The organism is Pacificibacter maritimus (genome assembly GCF_003814915.1).
Taxonomy (GTDB): Bacteria; Pseudomonadota; Alphaproteobacteria; order Rhodobacterales; family Rhodobacteraceae; genus Celeribacter; species Celeribacter maritimus.
The window spans coordinates 406,980-421,220 of record NZ_RKQK01000002.1 but is presented as its reverse complement, the minus strand read 5'-3'; the positions used below and the strand labels follow the sequence as shown (position 1 = coordinate 421,220).

The following is a 14,241-nucleotide window of genomic DNA, read 5'->3' as shown; positions in this document are numbered from 1 at the left end:
GCGCGGAATTTAGGCCCAATCACCATAGAAGTCGCGTGGCACAAGAATGTTATCTTTGTCCATAGTCTCGATGTGTCTTCGCCCACAGAGCGCCATGGTCGTATCCATTTCTTTGTGAATGATCTGTAAGGCTTGGGTGACCCCAGTTTCGCCGTTCGCGCCAAGTCCATGAATGTAAGCGCGCCCAATATAAGTGCCTTTGGCACCAAGCGCGATGGCCTTTAGGGCGTCCTGACCCGACCGAATACCACTGTCGATATGGACTTCGATTTGGTTCCCAACTGCGTCAAGAATTGCAGGGAGCATTTTGATTGAGGAAAGAGCCCCATCCAATTGGCGTCCGCCATGGTTCGAAACGACAATGGCATCTGCGCCCACCTCGACTGCTTTACGCGCATCTTCTGGTTCCATGATGCCTTTCAAAATGAGCGGGCCACCCCACATTTTTTTGATCTTTGCGACTTTGTCCCAGTCGAGTTGCAGATCAAATTGTTCGGCCGTCCAAGTGAACAACGATCCCATATCGCTCACGCCTTTTGCATGCCCAACGATATTGCCAAAGCTCTTGTTTTGCGTGCGAAGCATCCCTATGCCCCAGCGCCATTTTGTGGCCACATCAAGTATGTTGCCCGCCGAAGGGCGCAAGGGAACCGACAGGCCGTTTTTCAAATCCTTGTGACGTTGACCAAGAATTTGCAAATCAAGCGTCAAAACAAGTGCGGAACATTTTGCATCTTTAGCGCGCTGAATGATGTTTTCTAAAAAAGCCTGATCTCGCATGACATAGAGTTGAAACCAAAACGGTTTCGTTGTGTGTTTGGCAACGTCTTCTATCGAGCAGACCGACATTGTTGACAGTGTGAACGGCACGCCAAATTTTTCAGCAGCTTTTGCCGCTTTAATTTCACCATCAGCGCATTGCATTCCAGTCAATCCAACGGGTGCCAATGCGACAGGCATGGCAACATCTTGCCCGATCATTTTCGTCGCGGTCGTGCGGTCTTGCATGTCCACGGCCACGCGTTGCTTGAACCGAATTTGATCAAAATCTGTTGTGTTTTCTCGAAATGTCTGTTCTGTCCAAGACCCGCTTTCACAGTAATCGTAAAACATCTTTGGTGTGCGCCGTTTGTGTTGGCGTTTGAGGTCGTTGATGTTCGTGATCGCGGCCATGATCGAGCTTTCTAAATTGGATATATTTCCTTACCAATTAGAGGGTATTAAGCAGATTAGATCAAGAGGCCCGTGTTACTTTATAACTGGAGGTAGAGTTTCATGGTCTCAGTAAAGGTGAGCGTCAGCATGTTTATACCATGGGCCATGGCGATAAGTTCATCAGGACTCACCTTACCATCAAGCGTCGCGTCGAACATGCCACTTAATGAAACCCACTCCAGCCAGCTTTCAAAGTTGCGCGTTTGAATATCAAATGTAGGCGGCGGAGGTAGTCCAATCGCGGTATGGCTAAAGGCCAATCCAAAGGTGTTTAGATGAAAAGTCGGAAGGATCTGCGACAGTTGGTCAAACTGGTACTTGGCTTTGTCTGGTCCGCCGTTCAACCAGACCAAGCAACTCAGCTTGCCAGCTTGTTCGATAAGCGAACTCTGTCGATTAGCGGCAGCAATGTGCCGTGCGACACCAAGGTTGTGTGCACCACCGACAACCGTCGATTTTAGTTCATATCGACTGATAAGACTTGCCCATGATTTCTGTAGTGAATCGGCCTTAAAGCTTAGCTTTGTGAGGTTTTTATCCGTAAAAGGTTCACCCGATAAATAAGCATCGACTTTTTTCTTGGTGGGCGTCCAGATCTTTTGAGTAGAACTCAGGAGCGTCTGCGTCGTGCTATCTGTTTCTGCCGCTATTCCGCGCGCTTCATTTCCTTCAATCATAGCGTCAAGCAATGTAGATATTTCATCACGTGTTTCGACTGCCAATTGCAGATTTTCGTCACGGTGTATGTCCGCTTGTGCATAACACAAGGCGCGAACAAGACGATGCGCCAACGCAGTTTGATAGCCTGCTAATTCGATGCGTGTAGAAACCGATACCTCCGCATAAGTGGTTGAGGGTGCAAAAATACAGAGCCAAAATGTCAAATGTAAAACCCATCGTCGCATAGACATCATCACTTTAATGTTTGAAAACTTTGATCAAACAATCGCTGTATTTTCTTACCATTCGGTTACAGACGTTGGTCTTTTCTCTTGGGCCTTTTAGGTCATTAGATGCATCTTCATGGAGTTTTAAGCTGTCACGATTAGGTAGAACCTGTGAATTTTTCGGAGGATCTATGAAAACTTTCTTGACTGCAGCGGCCCTCGCCGCATCTCTTGGCGGCGCTACTGCTGCTCAAGCCGAAATTATCGGCGTGTCGATGGCCAGTGTTGGCGACACATTTTTGACAGTTCTTAAAGACCGTATTGAAAGCCAAGCTGAGGAAATTGGTGGAATTGAACTGAGGTCTGTTGAGACGAACAACGATGGCGATACGCAGCTGGCTCAGCTCAAAGCATTCATCAATTCCAATGTCGATGCTGTGGTATTTCATGTGGTGGATGAAGACATTGGCAAAACATTAAGTGATATGGCCGCAGATGCTGATCTGCCAATCATTTTTGTGAACCGGCCGCCGAAAAACGTTGATAGCATGCCTGCAAAACAATCTTTTGTTGCCTCCGCAGAACATGATGCAGGGAGGCTTCAGGCCGAAGAAATCTGTGCTGTCCTCAAAGAAACCGGCAAGCAAGATGGTGCGACTGCGCTGCTGCTGCGTGGCCCAGACGATCATGCGGGTGCAGTCGGTCGATCTGAGGCTGTGAAGACAGTGCTCGCAACTGATGAATGTGATTTTATCAAGATTGTCGCCGAAGATGTTGCAGATTGGGATCGTGCAAAAGCGCAAGAATTCGTCGCAGCACAGATCGAGTCTGGCGTTTCAGTCGATGCAGTCTTTGCCAATAACGACAGTATGGCGCTGGGGGCAATTGATGCCTTGAAAGCGGCAGGCGTATCCATGGATGAAGTTCTTGTTGGGGGAGTTGATGCAACCCAAGGGGCGCTTATGTCAATGAGCGCGGGGGATATGGATGTAACCGTGTTCCAAAATGCGGCTGGTCAAGGCGAGAATGCATTGCTGAATGCGCTTGATCTTGCGGCTGGTAAAGCCGTGCCCTCGTTGACATTTGTTCCTTTCGAGCTGGTAACGCTCGATAATATGGGCATGTACTTTGGCGCAAATTAAACCATTAGGTGATTAAAAAGGGCCCGCAATGACTGCGGGCCCCTAAAGTCGACTATAAAATCTACTCAGATTTTAAGCGTTCCAAGCTTGATCTTTACCGCCCAAACCACCGATTTGCACGCGCGTGGGCAAGCCAATGCGATCCATAATGGTGAAGAACGGTTTTGGATCCAGCTCTTCCACGTTGCGCATGGTTTTCGCGTCCCATTCGCCAGAGGCCACCAACATGGCCGCTGCGACTGGTGGGACTCCTGCGGTGAAGGAGATGCCTTGGGATCCGATCTCATTATAAGCTTCTTTGTGATCGGCCACGTTGTAGACAAAGACTTCGACCTCTTCGCCATCTTTTGTGCCTTTCACCAGATCGCCGATGCAGGTTTTGCCTGTGTAATTGGGTGCCAAAGATGATGGGTCAGGTAGAACCGCTTTGACCACTTTCAGCGGCACCACTTCTTGGCCTTCTGCTGTCATCACAGGCTGTTCTGATAAAAGTCCAAGATTTTTCAAAACTGTAAAGACGTTGATGTAGTGATCGCCAAAACCCATCCAAAAGCGCACATCGGCTTGCGGGTAGTTGGCGGATAAAGAATGCACCTCGTCGTGGCCAGACATATAGGCCTGCGAGGGGCCAACCACGGGCATATCCCAAACCTTGCCGATTTCGAACATTTGATTGGTTTGCCAAGCGCCTTGCTGCCAAGAATAGACAACGCCTGTGAACTCGCGAAAATTGATCTCTGGATCAAAATTGGTGGCAAAATATTTGCCGTGATCACCCGCGTTGATGTCGACGATATCAATCGATGTCACCTCGTCCATGAACTCGTCAATCGCAAAGCGCGCGAAAGCATTCACAACGCCCGGATCAAAGCCCGCGCCCAAGATCGCGGTGATGCCTTTCTCAGCGCACAGATCGCGCTTTTTCCATTCGTAATTGCCGTACCATGGGGGTGTCTCGCAAATCTTTTTGGGATCTTCGTGAATCGCTGTGTCGATATAGGCCGCGCCCGTTTCGATACAGGCATCAAGCACTGTCATATTGACGAAAGCAGACCCAACATTAATCACAATTTCAGCGTTGATCTTATTAATCAAAGCGACCACCGCCGCTGTATCCATTGCGTCCACTTGATGGGCCTGCAAAACGCCCTCTTGTTTCATCGCTTTTTTCTCTGCGACAGTCGCAAGCAAGTTTTCACATTTCGAAAGCGTGCGGCTGGCGAGGTGGATGTCGCCAAACACATCGTTGTTTTGCGCACATTTATGCACGACGACCTGCGCGACGCCGCCAGCGCCGATGATGAGTACGTTCTTTTTCAAACCAAAAGACCTCTTAGAGTTGGGGTGATAAATCTAGGGTGAGCTTAGCCTAAGGCTGTGATAAAGTCATCGTAACCGAAGTCACGTTTTAGGTTTACGGTTCCATCTAATTCTTTTACGGCAATTGCGGGCATTTTGACGCCGTTGAACCAGTTTTTCTTTACCATTGTGTAACCTGCCGCATCTTGAATGGACAGGCGATCCCCCGTTTTGAGCGGCTCTTCGAACTTGAATTCACCAAAAATATCGCCCGCTAAACAAGATTTGCCGCAGACCATCCAATCATGCGCGCCTGTGTTGGGGCTGATTTTTGCGCTTTCGCGGTAGATCAACAGATCAAGCATATGTGCCTCGATCGAACTGTCGACAATGGCAAGGTTTTTGCCGTTGTGCAGTGTGTCCAAAACCGAAACTTCCAGAGTGGTCGACCCCGTGATGGCTGCTTCGCCAGGTTCCAGATAGACTTGGACTTCGTTTTCCCCTGCAAATCGTTTGAGGCGTTCCGCGAATTTATCCAGCGGATAGTCGTCGCCTGTAAAATGAATGCCACCGCCAAGAGAAATCCATTGCATGCGTTTGATCAGCCCGCCAAAGCGATCTTCGATGTGACAAAGCATGTCATCAAAGCGGTCAAAATCGTCGTTTTCACAATTGTTGTGAAACATGAACCCTGAAATCAGATCCGCAACGGGTGCTATACCCGCAACGGTATGTTCACCAAGACGCGAAAAGGGGCGGGCGGGATCGGCAAGGTCAAAGTCAGATGTCGATACGCCAGGATTGACCCGTAAACCGCGTATGTGGCCGTGTGATTTGGCCTCGAACCGTTGCAATTGCGCTGCGGTGTTGAAAATAACTTTATCTGACACCTGCAGCACTTCATCGATTTCATGATCGGCCCAAGCAACAGAATAAGCATGGGTTTCTTTATCTTTTCCAACACCAAATTTGTCACGCCCAAGTTTAACTTCGTAAAGTGATGATGAAGTTGTGCCATCCATATAATCGGACATGAAATCAAAAACAGGCCAGCTGGCAAAGCATTTGAGCGCCAACAAAGCCTTGGCGCCAGACGCCTCACGCAATCGCGCAATCTTTTCCATGTTTGGCAATAGGCGCGATTTATCGATCAGGTAATAGGGCGTCTGGATCATGGTCTGGGCCTCATGGTGAAAAGGTTATCAAAGTGAACAGGCATTTAGGACAAAGCGGCCAGTGCGGCAAGTTTTGTCACATGGCAGCTTAAGGCTGCACGGTGACAGTCATGGCGAATGTCGTGCTATCATCTGGAGCAAGTGTGACAGTGTTGGGACGATCCGCGATTTGATCTGATGTTTGCATCTGAGCCGCCATTCCATGCCACGGCTCAATACACACAAAGGGTGCGTTTGCCTTTGTCCAAATGGCAAGATTGGGCAGGTTTTCAAAAGTAAAATCCAATTGCGTCGCGCCTGATGCCCCATAGGTCAAGTCAGTGCCCGCGCCTGTCGGAAATATCATGGCGTCTTGGTCAAACTGGCTATGGTCCAAGGTCAGTTGTCCATCTGTAAAAGGCGAGGGATAGCGCATGGGGGATAGTAAGCCATCAGTCAGGCGTGCCAATTCGGGTTCGCCCTTATTGTGCAATGTGATGGTGTGGGGCGCGGCTTTTTTGGCATTGGGAAGCGGCCAAACAAAGGCAGGGTGAAAGCCAAAACCAAACGGCATGGGCATCCTACTATCGTTACGGAGATCAACACGGCTCTCAAGAGTGGCACCAGTGATTTGATGTGTGACGGTCAGGCGAAAGGCAAAGGGATACTGCGCGCGAGTCGCTTCATTGTCGGTTAAAACAAAGCGGCACATGTTTTGGGTCTGAGTCTCTAAGCGAAAAACAGAGCGCCGCGCAAACCCGTGTTGTTTCATTGGGGCCGAAAACGTGCCAACAGAAATGCGATCATTGGGCGCACGCCCGACAATCGGAAATAAGATAGGGGCACGCCCAGACCAATAGGCATGATCACCATTCCACAACAAATCCTGCCCTGTCGTGGTTTGAATTGACTGCAATTCAGCGCCAAGAGGTGCCACTTGCGCCGTCAATTCGGGCGATGAAATCGTGACCAGATCCTGTGACATCAGCTGTGCTCCATGATCGGCGCGGGGTGCTATGCGCTATGCGCGCCGTCTGCCAAAGATTTTACAAAGGCTGTCACTTCTTCGACAGATTTCCCCTGCGCGATTTGGCTGACAATGGCGGATCCCACCACAGTTCCATCCGCGATAGATGCAATTTCGCGCGCTTTCTCTGGCGTATTCACGCCAAAGCCAACGATCACAGGTAAATCCGTATGAGACTTAATTCGAGCCACTTCAGGCCCAACATTGGCACCGGACGCTTCGGCTGAGCCCGTAACGCCATTGACCGAAACATAGTAAACAAAACCAGACGTATTGGTCAGGACTTTAGGCAGGCGCGCTTCGTCGGTCGTTGGGGTCGCCAATCGGATAAAGTTCAAACCCGCGTCTTGTGCGGGCAAACATAGCATGTCGTCTTCTTCAGGGGGTAAATCCACAACGATCAAGCCATCGATACCCGCGGCCGTACAGTCAGACAAGAATGCATCAACGCCGCGTGAAAAGATCGGGTTGAAATAGCCCATCAAAACGATCGGCGTGCTGTCATTGGTTTTGCGAAACTCGCTGGCCATGTCGAGTGTTTTTTGCAAAGTCATCCCTTGAGCCAAGGCGCGCTGCCCTGCCAGTTGAATGGTGCCGCCATCCGCCATTGGATCGGTAAAAGGGATGCCCAATTCGATCACGTCCACACCCGCGTCAGGCAGGGCTTTCATGATTTCAAGGGATTTGGCCTCATCCGTATCGCCCGCCATTATATAGGCAACAAAGGCCTTTTTACCTTCGGCTTTCAGCGTGGCAAATGTGGTGTCGATACGTGTCATAGCGGGCTCCGTTATACCATTTAGGGCTAGGTTTCGCCGATCTTTGCGTCAGTTGCAATGCTCATTGGGCTTAGGCGCACTTGCGCGATAGCTGTTTGGCGCTTAGATACGCGGGAAATGACATAAGAGGGACGCGAAATGGGTTTCAAAATGGGTATCGTCGGGCTGCCGAATGTTGGCAAATCGACACTTTTTAACGCTTTGACGAAAACCGCAGCCGCACAGGCCGCCAATTTTCCGTTTTGCACCATCGAACCGAATGTCGGTGAAGTGGCTGTGCCTGACAGTCGGCTTGATGCCTTGGCTGAAATCGCTGGATCAAAACAGATCATCCCGACGCGCATGACTTTCGTTGATATCGCAGGTTTGGTTAAAGGGGCATCAAAAGGTGAGGGTCTCGGCAACCAGTTCTTGGCGAACATCCGTGAATGTGACGCGATTGCGCATGTTGTGCGCTGTTTCGAAGATGGCGATGTGACCCATGTTGAGGGCCGTGTTGATCCTGTCGATGATGCAAAGGTCATTGAAACCGAATTGATGCTGTCTGATCTTGAAAGTATCGAAAAGCGTCGTGCTGGTTTGGTGCGTAAAATCAAGGGCAACGATAAGGACGCCATCCAACAAGACCGTCTTTTGGCTGCCGCGCAGACTGCAATCGAAAACGATATGCCCGCGCGCACAGTTGAAGTCGATGAAGACGATGCCAAAGCGTGGCGTTTGCTGCAGCTTTTGTCGCAAAAACCCATTCTGTATGTGTGTAATGTCGAAGAAGAAAACGCCTCAAAAGGCAATAAGCATTCAGACGCTGTCGCGGCCATGGCGGCCGAGCAGGGCGCAGGCGCTGTGGTGATCTCTGCGAAGATCGAAGAAGAAATTTCTCAGCTTGAAGCCGAAGAAGCAGACATGTTTTTGGATGAAATGGGACTGGAAGAAGCAGGCCTCGACCGTTTGATCCGTGCAGGCTACGAACTGCTGAAATTGGAAACTTATTTCACAGTTGGCCCAAAAGAGGCGCGGGCTTGGACCATCAAAGCGGGCACTGGCGCGCCTGCTGCCGCTGGCGTTATCCATGGTGATTTCGAACGCGGCTTCATTCGTGCTGAAACCATCGCCTATGACGATTACATTGCCTGTCAGGGCGAAACAAAGGCCAAAGAAACAGGCAAAATGCGCGCTGAGGGCAAGGGCTACATCGTACAAGACGGCGATGTGATGCACTTTTTGTTTAACACCTAGAGATCAGCACCCATTTCTAAAAATTCAAGTCGTTCGAATGATTCATTCGGGCGGCTTTCTTGCATGAAAAGCGCAGTCTTATTGGCCGAGATAGGCGTTTGGCATGCTTTTTTCGCGATGAGGCCTGCAAGAACGAATCGATATTCTTTTCGTATTGAGTCTAATACGTAAGCATTAAGCTTAGGAAAAAGCCGTTTTTATACTTCAATTTATAACGGCATTTCTCAGTTTATACCTTGTTTCAAGGGGTTATCAAAAAATACAAAAAACTGTCGTAAAAAAATGCAACAGTGGATGTTAATTTCTTGCTAACAATGTTGTGAAGATTGTTTTTTGCGTTATGACGTTACGTCGAAGCGTCAATTTTAAGGCTGACCTTGAACTCGGCATGTGCTGGACTAGGAGAGATTGAGTGACAAATTTTTCGACTGAAATTATTTCTCGTCCGGTGGAAACTGCTTGCGACAATGTTAAATCGGCCATGGTCTATAGGTTTTTTGGCAAACGTTTATTTGATATCTGTTTATGCCTTGTTTTAGCGCCGATTGTCTTTCCCGTAATCTTGCTTTTGGCACTTATCGTGCGTCGCGATGGTGGTTCTGCCTTTTTCAAGCAGGCGCGCGTGGGAAAAGATGGTAAACATTTTCGGTGTCTGAAGTTGCGGACAATGCGGGTCGATGCCGAAGAGCATTTGATCGAAATGTGTCGCAAAGATCCTGAAATTCGTAAAGAATGGGAATTGTACCAAAAGCTTGATGTTGATCCACGCATCACAAAAATTGGGAATATTCTAAGAAAAACCAGTCTGGATGAATTGCCGCAGTTTTTGAATGTGCTCTTTGGTGACATGAGCTTTTTCGGGCCGCGCCCCTTTTTGCCGAGCCAAAGCGCAATGTATTTGAATGCGGGTGGGAAAGCCTATTTCAAAATGCGCCCTGGTATTTCTGGCGCTTGGCAGGTCTCTACACGCAATGAATCAACATTCATTGAGCGTGTCGGATATGATGAAGAATACTACCGCACACTGTCCTTGGTCACAGATATAAATTTGTTTTGGAAGACCTTTGCGGTCGTCATCAAACGCGAAGGCAAGTAAGCTTACAAAAATCCAGAGAACACACGAATGCCCCATTGGGGCATTTTTTGTAAGCGTAAAGTCGCTGCACAGGGGCTTGCTAAATCAGGCCGCGACCGGACATAAATCTTGATTTACTTTGTTAAGATAAGTTTGCCCGCACGGGTGATGCGCAGAGTATATACTTGATTTTCCATCACAATAAGGGCTTGTTCGCCATTCTCGGTCAGCTCCCGCGCTTGATAGGTAGGCAAGCTGTGCATAAGATCCGCTGTAGGTGTTTTTGCTGGTGGGGTGCTCATTTATTGCTCCTTTGCGGCGGGCTGATATGCGGCGCTCATGGCAATAAAAGCTGTGGTGAGTTTTGATGTTAGAAACATAAAATCTGTGCGCTGTTCAAGTTTGTTGCGTTGGCTTATTTCTGACTAAAAAGATAAGATAAGTCAATTCCTATCTTTTCTATCAGAAATTAAAATGCGATAGATTATCGACCATTCAATGTAACGAAACTTGCCGAGGACCTTGCAAAATGCCCACGGATTCACATCACTCAATGCCCACGTTGAATGCTTATTTCAAAGCGGCGCAAGCACACTTGCCCGAGGATCACTTGGCATATTTTTTCGGGGGTGCTGGCAGTGAAACGACCCTGCGCGCCAATCAATCGGATTTCGAAAATATTTGTATTCGTCCGCGGATTTTGCGTGATCTACGTGGGGGGGGGACGCAAGTGACTGTGTTAAATACCCCAATGTCAGCACCGCTTTTGATCGCCCCAATCGCCTATCAAAAACTGCTGTGCCCGCAGGGGGAATGCGCAACTGCACAAGCCGCCGCCGCTCAGGATTTGCCAATGATCCTAAGTTCACAATCGGCAACCCCGATGTCTGACGTCGCCACAGCAGGTGAGGGAAACACATCGTGGTTTCAATTGTATTGGCAAGCTGATCGTTCCACGACAATGGTATTGGCCGAGCGCGCTATGCGCGCTGGTTACAGCGCTTTGGTCTTAACTGTCGATGCGCCTGTCAATGGAATTCGCGACCGTGAAATTGAAACAGGGTTTGCGCTGCCTGATGGTATTTCAGCGGTGAACCTTGCGGGTCTGCCAAGGCCGCAATTCGCACCATTGGCGGCGGATGAAACGCTTCTGTTTGACCGCGTGGCGCATTGCGCCCCGACGTGGGAAGACGTTGCATGGCTGTGCGAATCTGTTGGTTTGCCTGTGGTCATAAAAGGTGTTTTGTCCCCTGAAGATGCGCTACTTGCTGTGCAAAGCGGCGCGTCGGCATTGGTCGTTTCAAATCACGGTGGGCGCGTTTTGGATGGGGTGCCCTCAGCAATAAATGCGCTGCCAGAGGTGGTGCAGGCTGTCGGTGACGCGATACCCGTTTTCATGGACAGTGGCATTCGGCGTGGCACCGATATTTTCAAAGCTTTGGCTTTGGGGGCCTCGGCCGTGCTGGTTGGTCGGCCAGTCCTATGTGGTTTGGCAGTCGCAGGGGCGCAGGGCGCCAGCCATGTTTTGCGGATGCTGAAAGATGAATTAGAGGCAGCGATGATGCTGGCGGGATGCCGCACCATCGCGGACATCACGCCAGAACATGTTTACTTAAAACGGTAATTGATGGGCACGATCATTGTGATGGCCTCGCGCGCTAAACTTTGCGGCGGGGTGGGTAATTTTTCGATCCCATCCAAAACGTCCAATGCAGCTTGGTCAAGGATAGCGGCCCCTGATGTAGTTTCCACCGAGCGCGAAATGATCACACCGTATTGATCTATCGAAAAGCGCATGCGCACTTCGCCTTCGATCTTTTTACTGCGCGCCTGCGCGGGGTATTTGCGCGCGGCTGCGATACGAACCACAATAGATTTCTGCCAATCCGCAATTTGCGCCATTTCGACGGCTGTGAGACCTTCGGATTTTGCCTGCGCTGTATCGCCTTTATCGGCCGCATCTGATCCCTCGGATGAGGCAGCTTGCGCTTCGGCGGCTTCTGATCCAACGGCGCTTGGTTCTAGGATTTTCTCTTCGTCATAGGCCTGCGCCATTTCTTCAGCGGTTTCTTCGGTGTCCTCAACTGGATCAGGGCTGGCGATGCCGAATTTTAGGCTGTCGTCTTCTACTGCATAGGGGATTTGCGCCAACATCGGCTCATCCGCCGCTTTGGCAGCTTCAACCACTTCGGGGCTTTCGGTTACCGTCGGCGCGTCTTCTGCCTCTGCCACTTCCACACTGGCCTCACCGCTTGTCGATGGGGCGGTGATAACATCTGCCAAATCAAACAAGATGGCGCCCGTTGCGCCCGCAGATGCGGTTATGGGCGGGGTGGGGTCTTGGATGAATTGGGCCGATAGCGTCCCATGAACGGCGACACTGCCCACCAATGCCAAAGTCCAAATAAGAGGGCCTGAATTGCCCTGAGCATATGCGAAACTCATAGCGCATTCTCCACATCTTCTGGGTCAGCTGAGGCTGGATCAAGGCCGACAAGGCCAACTTTTAAATAGCCTTCGCTGCGCAGAGTGTTCATCACTTTGATCAGCTCGCCGTAGGGTACGGAAGTGTCGGCGCGCAGATATAGGCGCTCATCACGGTTCAGGCGCGTGGCGATGCCGACTTCCATGGGCAAGTCTGCGCGCTCAATCGTGACTTCGCCTATAGATAGGGTAAGATCCTCTGCGATTGTAATGAAAATCGGCTCAGATGGGCGCACGGGCGCATCTGCGACAGCCACAGGCAATTCCACAGGGATATCAACTGTTGAAAGCGGTGCTGCGACCATAAAAATAATCAAAAGCACGAGCATCACATCGATAAACGGCGTGATGTTGATATCGCTTTGTTCGGCGAGATCGCCGCCATCACCACCAATTTTAGCACCCATGATCTATTCCACTTCAACAGTTGATTGCGCGGTAAAGGCGCGATCAAGGTCGCGCGACAAAGTGCGCTGCACCAAGGTCGCAGCATCGGTCAGCATAACGCGGTAGCCTGTGATCGCACGTGATAGGATATTGTAGAAAATCACCGCAGGGATCGCCGCCACAAGCCCCAGCGCTGTGGCCAGCAAAGCTTCCGCGATGCCAGGTGCCACAACGGCCAGATTGGTGGTGTTGGTATTGGCGATTGAAATAAAGCTGTTCATAATGCCCCAAACGGTGCCGAACAGGCCGACGAAGGGCGCAACAGCGCCGACATTCGCCAAAAGCCCTGTGCCTGCCGCCATACGGCGTGCCGCACCTGCTTCAACCCGTGACAAAGCTGATTCCGCGCGGTCTTTGATGCCATCACGCGGCATGTCCGCACTGGCGCGATCGCGTTCTATCAAAGCGGCTGCAATCATCGCGGGCATCGCTCCACGACCATCAGGTGCCGCGCCGCGCAATGTGGCGTCTGTATCAAGCTGGCGATAGCTTTGTTGCAAGCGCAGGCGGGCGACGCCTAGCGACAATAGTTTTGCTGCAAAAATGGCCCATGTAAGCAAGGATGCAAAAATCAGTGCAAGCATGACGGATTTCACCACGACATCAGCCGCCATATACATGCCGATGGGCGACATGTGATCTTGGCCAGCTGTGGCGACATATGCGTTAAAGCGGGCCCATTTTTCACCCAATGTTTCAGCAGTCGCGGTCTGCGCTATGAAAAACAAGGGGAGGGTCACGGTGAGTGTAGAAAGAATGCGCATAGAATTAGACCTCGGACCAAAGACGGATCATGTTGTGATAAATACCTGTCAGGCGCACGACTTCAGCGTCGTCCACACCAAGGCGTTGCGTGAGAAGTTGGATTGTTTGATCCAGATCGAAAAGCATTGTGCGATGCTCGTTTGATCTGATCATGCTTTGCAGCCAAAAGAAGGACGAAATACGTGCGCCGCTGGTCACAGGGCGCACTTCATGCAGCGATGTTGACGGGTATAAAACCATATCACCCGCAGAGAGTTTCACCTCTTGCGTGCCATAGTGGTCTTCGATCACAAGTTCGCCGCCTTCATATTCATCGGGTTCAGACAAAAAGAGGGTCATTGATAGATCGGCGCGCAGGCGTTCTTGGGTAAAGGGCGACACGCGGATCGCGTTATCAACGTGTACGCCAAAGGTTTCGCCCGTCTCATAGCGATTGAACATCGGGGGCAAAATGCGCAGAGGCAATGCGGCTGACAAAAACAACGGATGGTTGGTTAAGGCACGTAAGACTTGTTCGCCAAGGCGGGCGGCCTCTGCGCTTTCGGGATCGAGTTGTTGATTCAGTTTGACGCTTTGCGACTGGGCGCCCGCGGTCTTTCGGCCATCTTGCCATGGGCTTGTCTCAAGGTCCGCGCGCAGGGTTTGCACTTGGGCTTTTGTAAGAACCTGTGGGATTGTGATCAGCATGGCATGGACCTGTTTTGTCGAAAAGGGAATGCGGGCGGCCCCAA

Annotated in this window: 15 protein-coding genes; 4 read left to right on the top strand and 11 right to left on the bottom strand. The window is 50.5% G+C overall.

Annotated features, from left to right (window positions below):
• Positions 1 to 9: 9 nt before the first annotated feature.
• The gene (locus EDD53_RS08545) at positions 10 to 1,173 is read right to left on the bottom strand and encodes an alpha-hydroxy acid oxidase (RefSeq protein ID WP_123792801.1); all 1,164 of its coding nucleotides are present in this window, start codon (positions 1,171 to 1,173) and stop codon (positions 10 to 12) included.
• An 80-nt stretch (positions 1,174 to 1,253) separates the two neighbouring features.
• Positions 1,254 to 2,099 (bottom strand): type IV pili methyl-accepting chemotaxis transducer N-terminal domain-containing protein, encoded by an 846-nt coding sequence (locus EDD53_RS08540; RefSeq protein ID WP_170162721.1) that lies wholly within the window; start codon positions 2,097 to 2,099, stop codon positions 1,254 to 1,256.
• A 194-nt stretch (positions 2,100 to 2,293) separates the two neighbouring features.
• Here EDD53_RS08540 and EDD53_RS08535 point away from each other — a divergent pair, with 194 nt between their 5' ends.
• The gene (locus EDD53_RS08535; RefSeq protein WP_123792799.1) at positions 2,294 to 3,244 is read left to right on the top strand and encodes a substrate-binding domain-containing protein; all 951 of its coding nucleotides are present in this window, start codon (positions 2,294 to 2,296) and stop codon (positions 3,242 to 3,244) included.
• 72 nt (positions 3,245 to 3,316) lie between these two features.
• Here EDD53_RS08535 and EDD53_RS08530 read toward each other — a convergent pair whose 3' ends face one another.
• The 4 genes from EDD53_RS08530 to trpA all read right to left on the bottom strand — a co-directional run bounded on the left by EDD53_RS08530 (position 3,317) and on the right by trpA (position 7,503).
• Entirely contained in the window at positions 3,317 to 4,564 is a 1,248-nt protein-coding gene (locus EDD53_RS08530) for a saccharopine dehydrogenase family protein (protein ID WP_123792798.1), read from the bottom strand.
• 44 nt (positions 4,565 to 4,608) lie between these two features.
• Positions 4,609 to 5,715, bottom strand: a complete 1,107-nt coding sequence (locus EDD53_RS08525) for a carboxynorspermidine decarboxylase (RefSeq protein WP_123792977.1) — start codon at positions 5,713 to 5,715, stop codon at positions 4,609 to 4,611.
• A 91-nt stretch (positions 5,716 to 5,806) separates the two neighbouring features.
• Entirely contained in the window at positions 5,807 to 6,682 is an 876-nt protein-coding gene (locus EDD53_RS08520) for an aldose 1-epimerase family protein (protein WP_123792797.1), read from the bottom strand.
• Between the two features lie 29 nt (positions 6,683 to 6,711).
• Positions 6,712 to 7,503 (bottom strand): tryptophan synthase subunit alpha, encoded by a 792-nt coding sequence (trpA, locus tag EDD53_RS08515; protein WP_123792796.1) that lies wholly within the window; start codon positions 7,501 to 7,503, stop codon positions 6,712 to 6,714.
• A gap of 138 nt (positions 7,504 to 7,641) precedes the next feature.
• On the opposite strand from trpA, the gene ychF reads away from it, so the two are divergent.
• Positions 7,642 to 8,739: a redox-regulated ATPase YchF gene (ychF, locus tag EDD53_RS08510; RefSeq protein ID WP_123792795.1), complete on the top strand. Its 1,098-nt coding sequence runs from the start codon at positions 7,642 to 7,644 to the stop codon at positions 8,737 to 8,739.
• 412 nt (positions 8,740 to 9,151) lie between these two features.
• A complete protein-coding gene (locus EDD53_RS08505; protein WP_246002319.1) occupies positions 9,152 to 9,835 on the top strand; it encodes a sugar transferase in 684 nt (227 codons plus the stop codon).
• 113 nt (positions 9,836 to 9,948) lie between these two features.
• On the opposite strand, the gene hemP is transcribed toward EDD53_RS08505, so the two are convergent.
• Entirely contained in the window at positions 9,949 to 10,116 is a 168-nt protein-coding gene (gene hemP / locus EDD53_RS08500) for a hemin uptake protein HemP (protein ID WP_123792794.1), read from the bottom strand.
• 227 nt (positions 10,117 to 10,343) lie between these two features.
• Here hemP and EDD53_RS08495 point away from each other — a divergent pair, with 227 nt between their 5' ends.
• Positions 10,344 to 11,438 carry an alpha-hydroxy acid oxidase gene (locus EDD53_RS08495; RefSeq protein WP_246002316.1) on the top strand — a complete coding sequence of 365 codons (1,095 nt, stop codon included), beginning with the start codon at positions 10,344 to 10,346 and terminating at the stop codon, positions 11,436 to 11,438.
• On the opposite strand, the gene EDD53_RS08490 is transcribed toward EDD53_RS08495, so the two are convergent.
• Genes EDD53_RS08490 through EDD53_RS08475 form a run of 4 tightly spaced genes read right to left on the bottom strand, consistent with a single transcriptional unit; the run spans position 11,423 to position 14,197 of the window.
• Positions 11,423 to 12,259, bottom strand: a complete 837-nt coding sequence (locus EDD53_RS08490) for an energy transducer TonB (protein ID WP_123792793.1) — start codon at positions 12,257 to 12,259, stop codon at positions 11,423 to 11,425. The genes EDD53_RS08495 and EDD53_RS08490 overlap by 16 nt on opposite strands.
• Positions 12,256 to 12,705: a biopolymer transporter ExbD gene (locus EDD53_RS08485; RefSeq protein ID WP_123792792.1), complete on the bottom strand. Its 450-nt coding sequence runs from the start codon at positions 12,703 to 12,705 to the stop codon at positions 12,256 to 12,258. Before EDD53_RS08485 ends, EDD53_RS08490 begins: the two co-directional genes overlap by 4 nt.
• Before the next feature lie 3 nt (positions 12,706 to 12,708).
• Complete coding sequence (gene exbB / locus EDD53_RS08480; protein ID WP_123792791.1) at positions 12,709 to 13,509, bottom strand: tonB-system energizer ExbB; 801 nt, start codon at positions 13,507 to 13,509, stop codon at positions 12,709 to 12,711.
• Positions 13,510 to 13,513: 4 nt separating this feature from the next.
• On the bottom strand, positions 13,514 to 14,197 hold the full coding sequence (locus tag EDD53_RS08475) for a Fe2+-dependent dioxygenase (protein WP_123792790.1): 684 nt from the start codon (positions 14,195 to 14,197) through the stop codon (positions 13,514 to 13,516).
• Positions 14,198 to 14,241 lie beyond the last annotated feature (44 nt).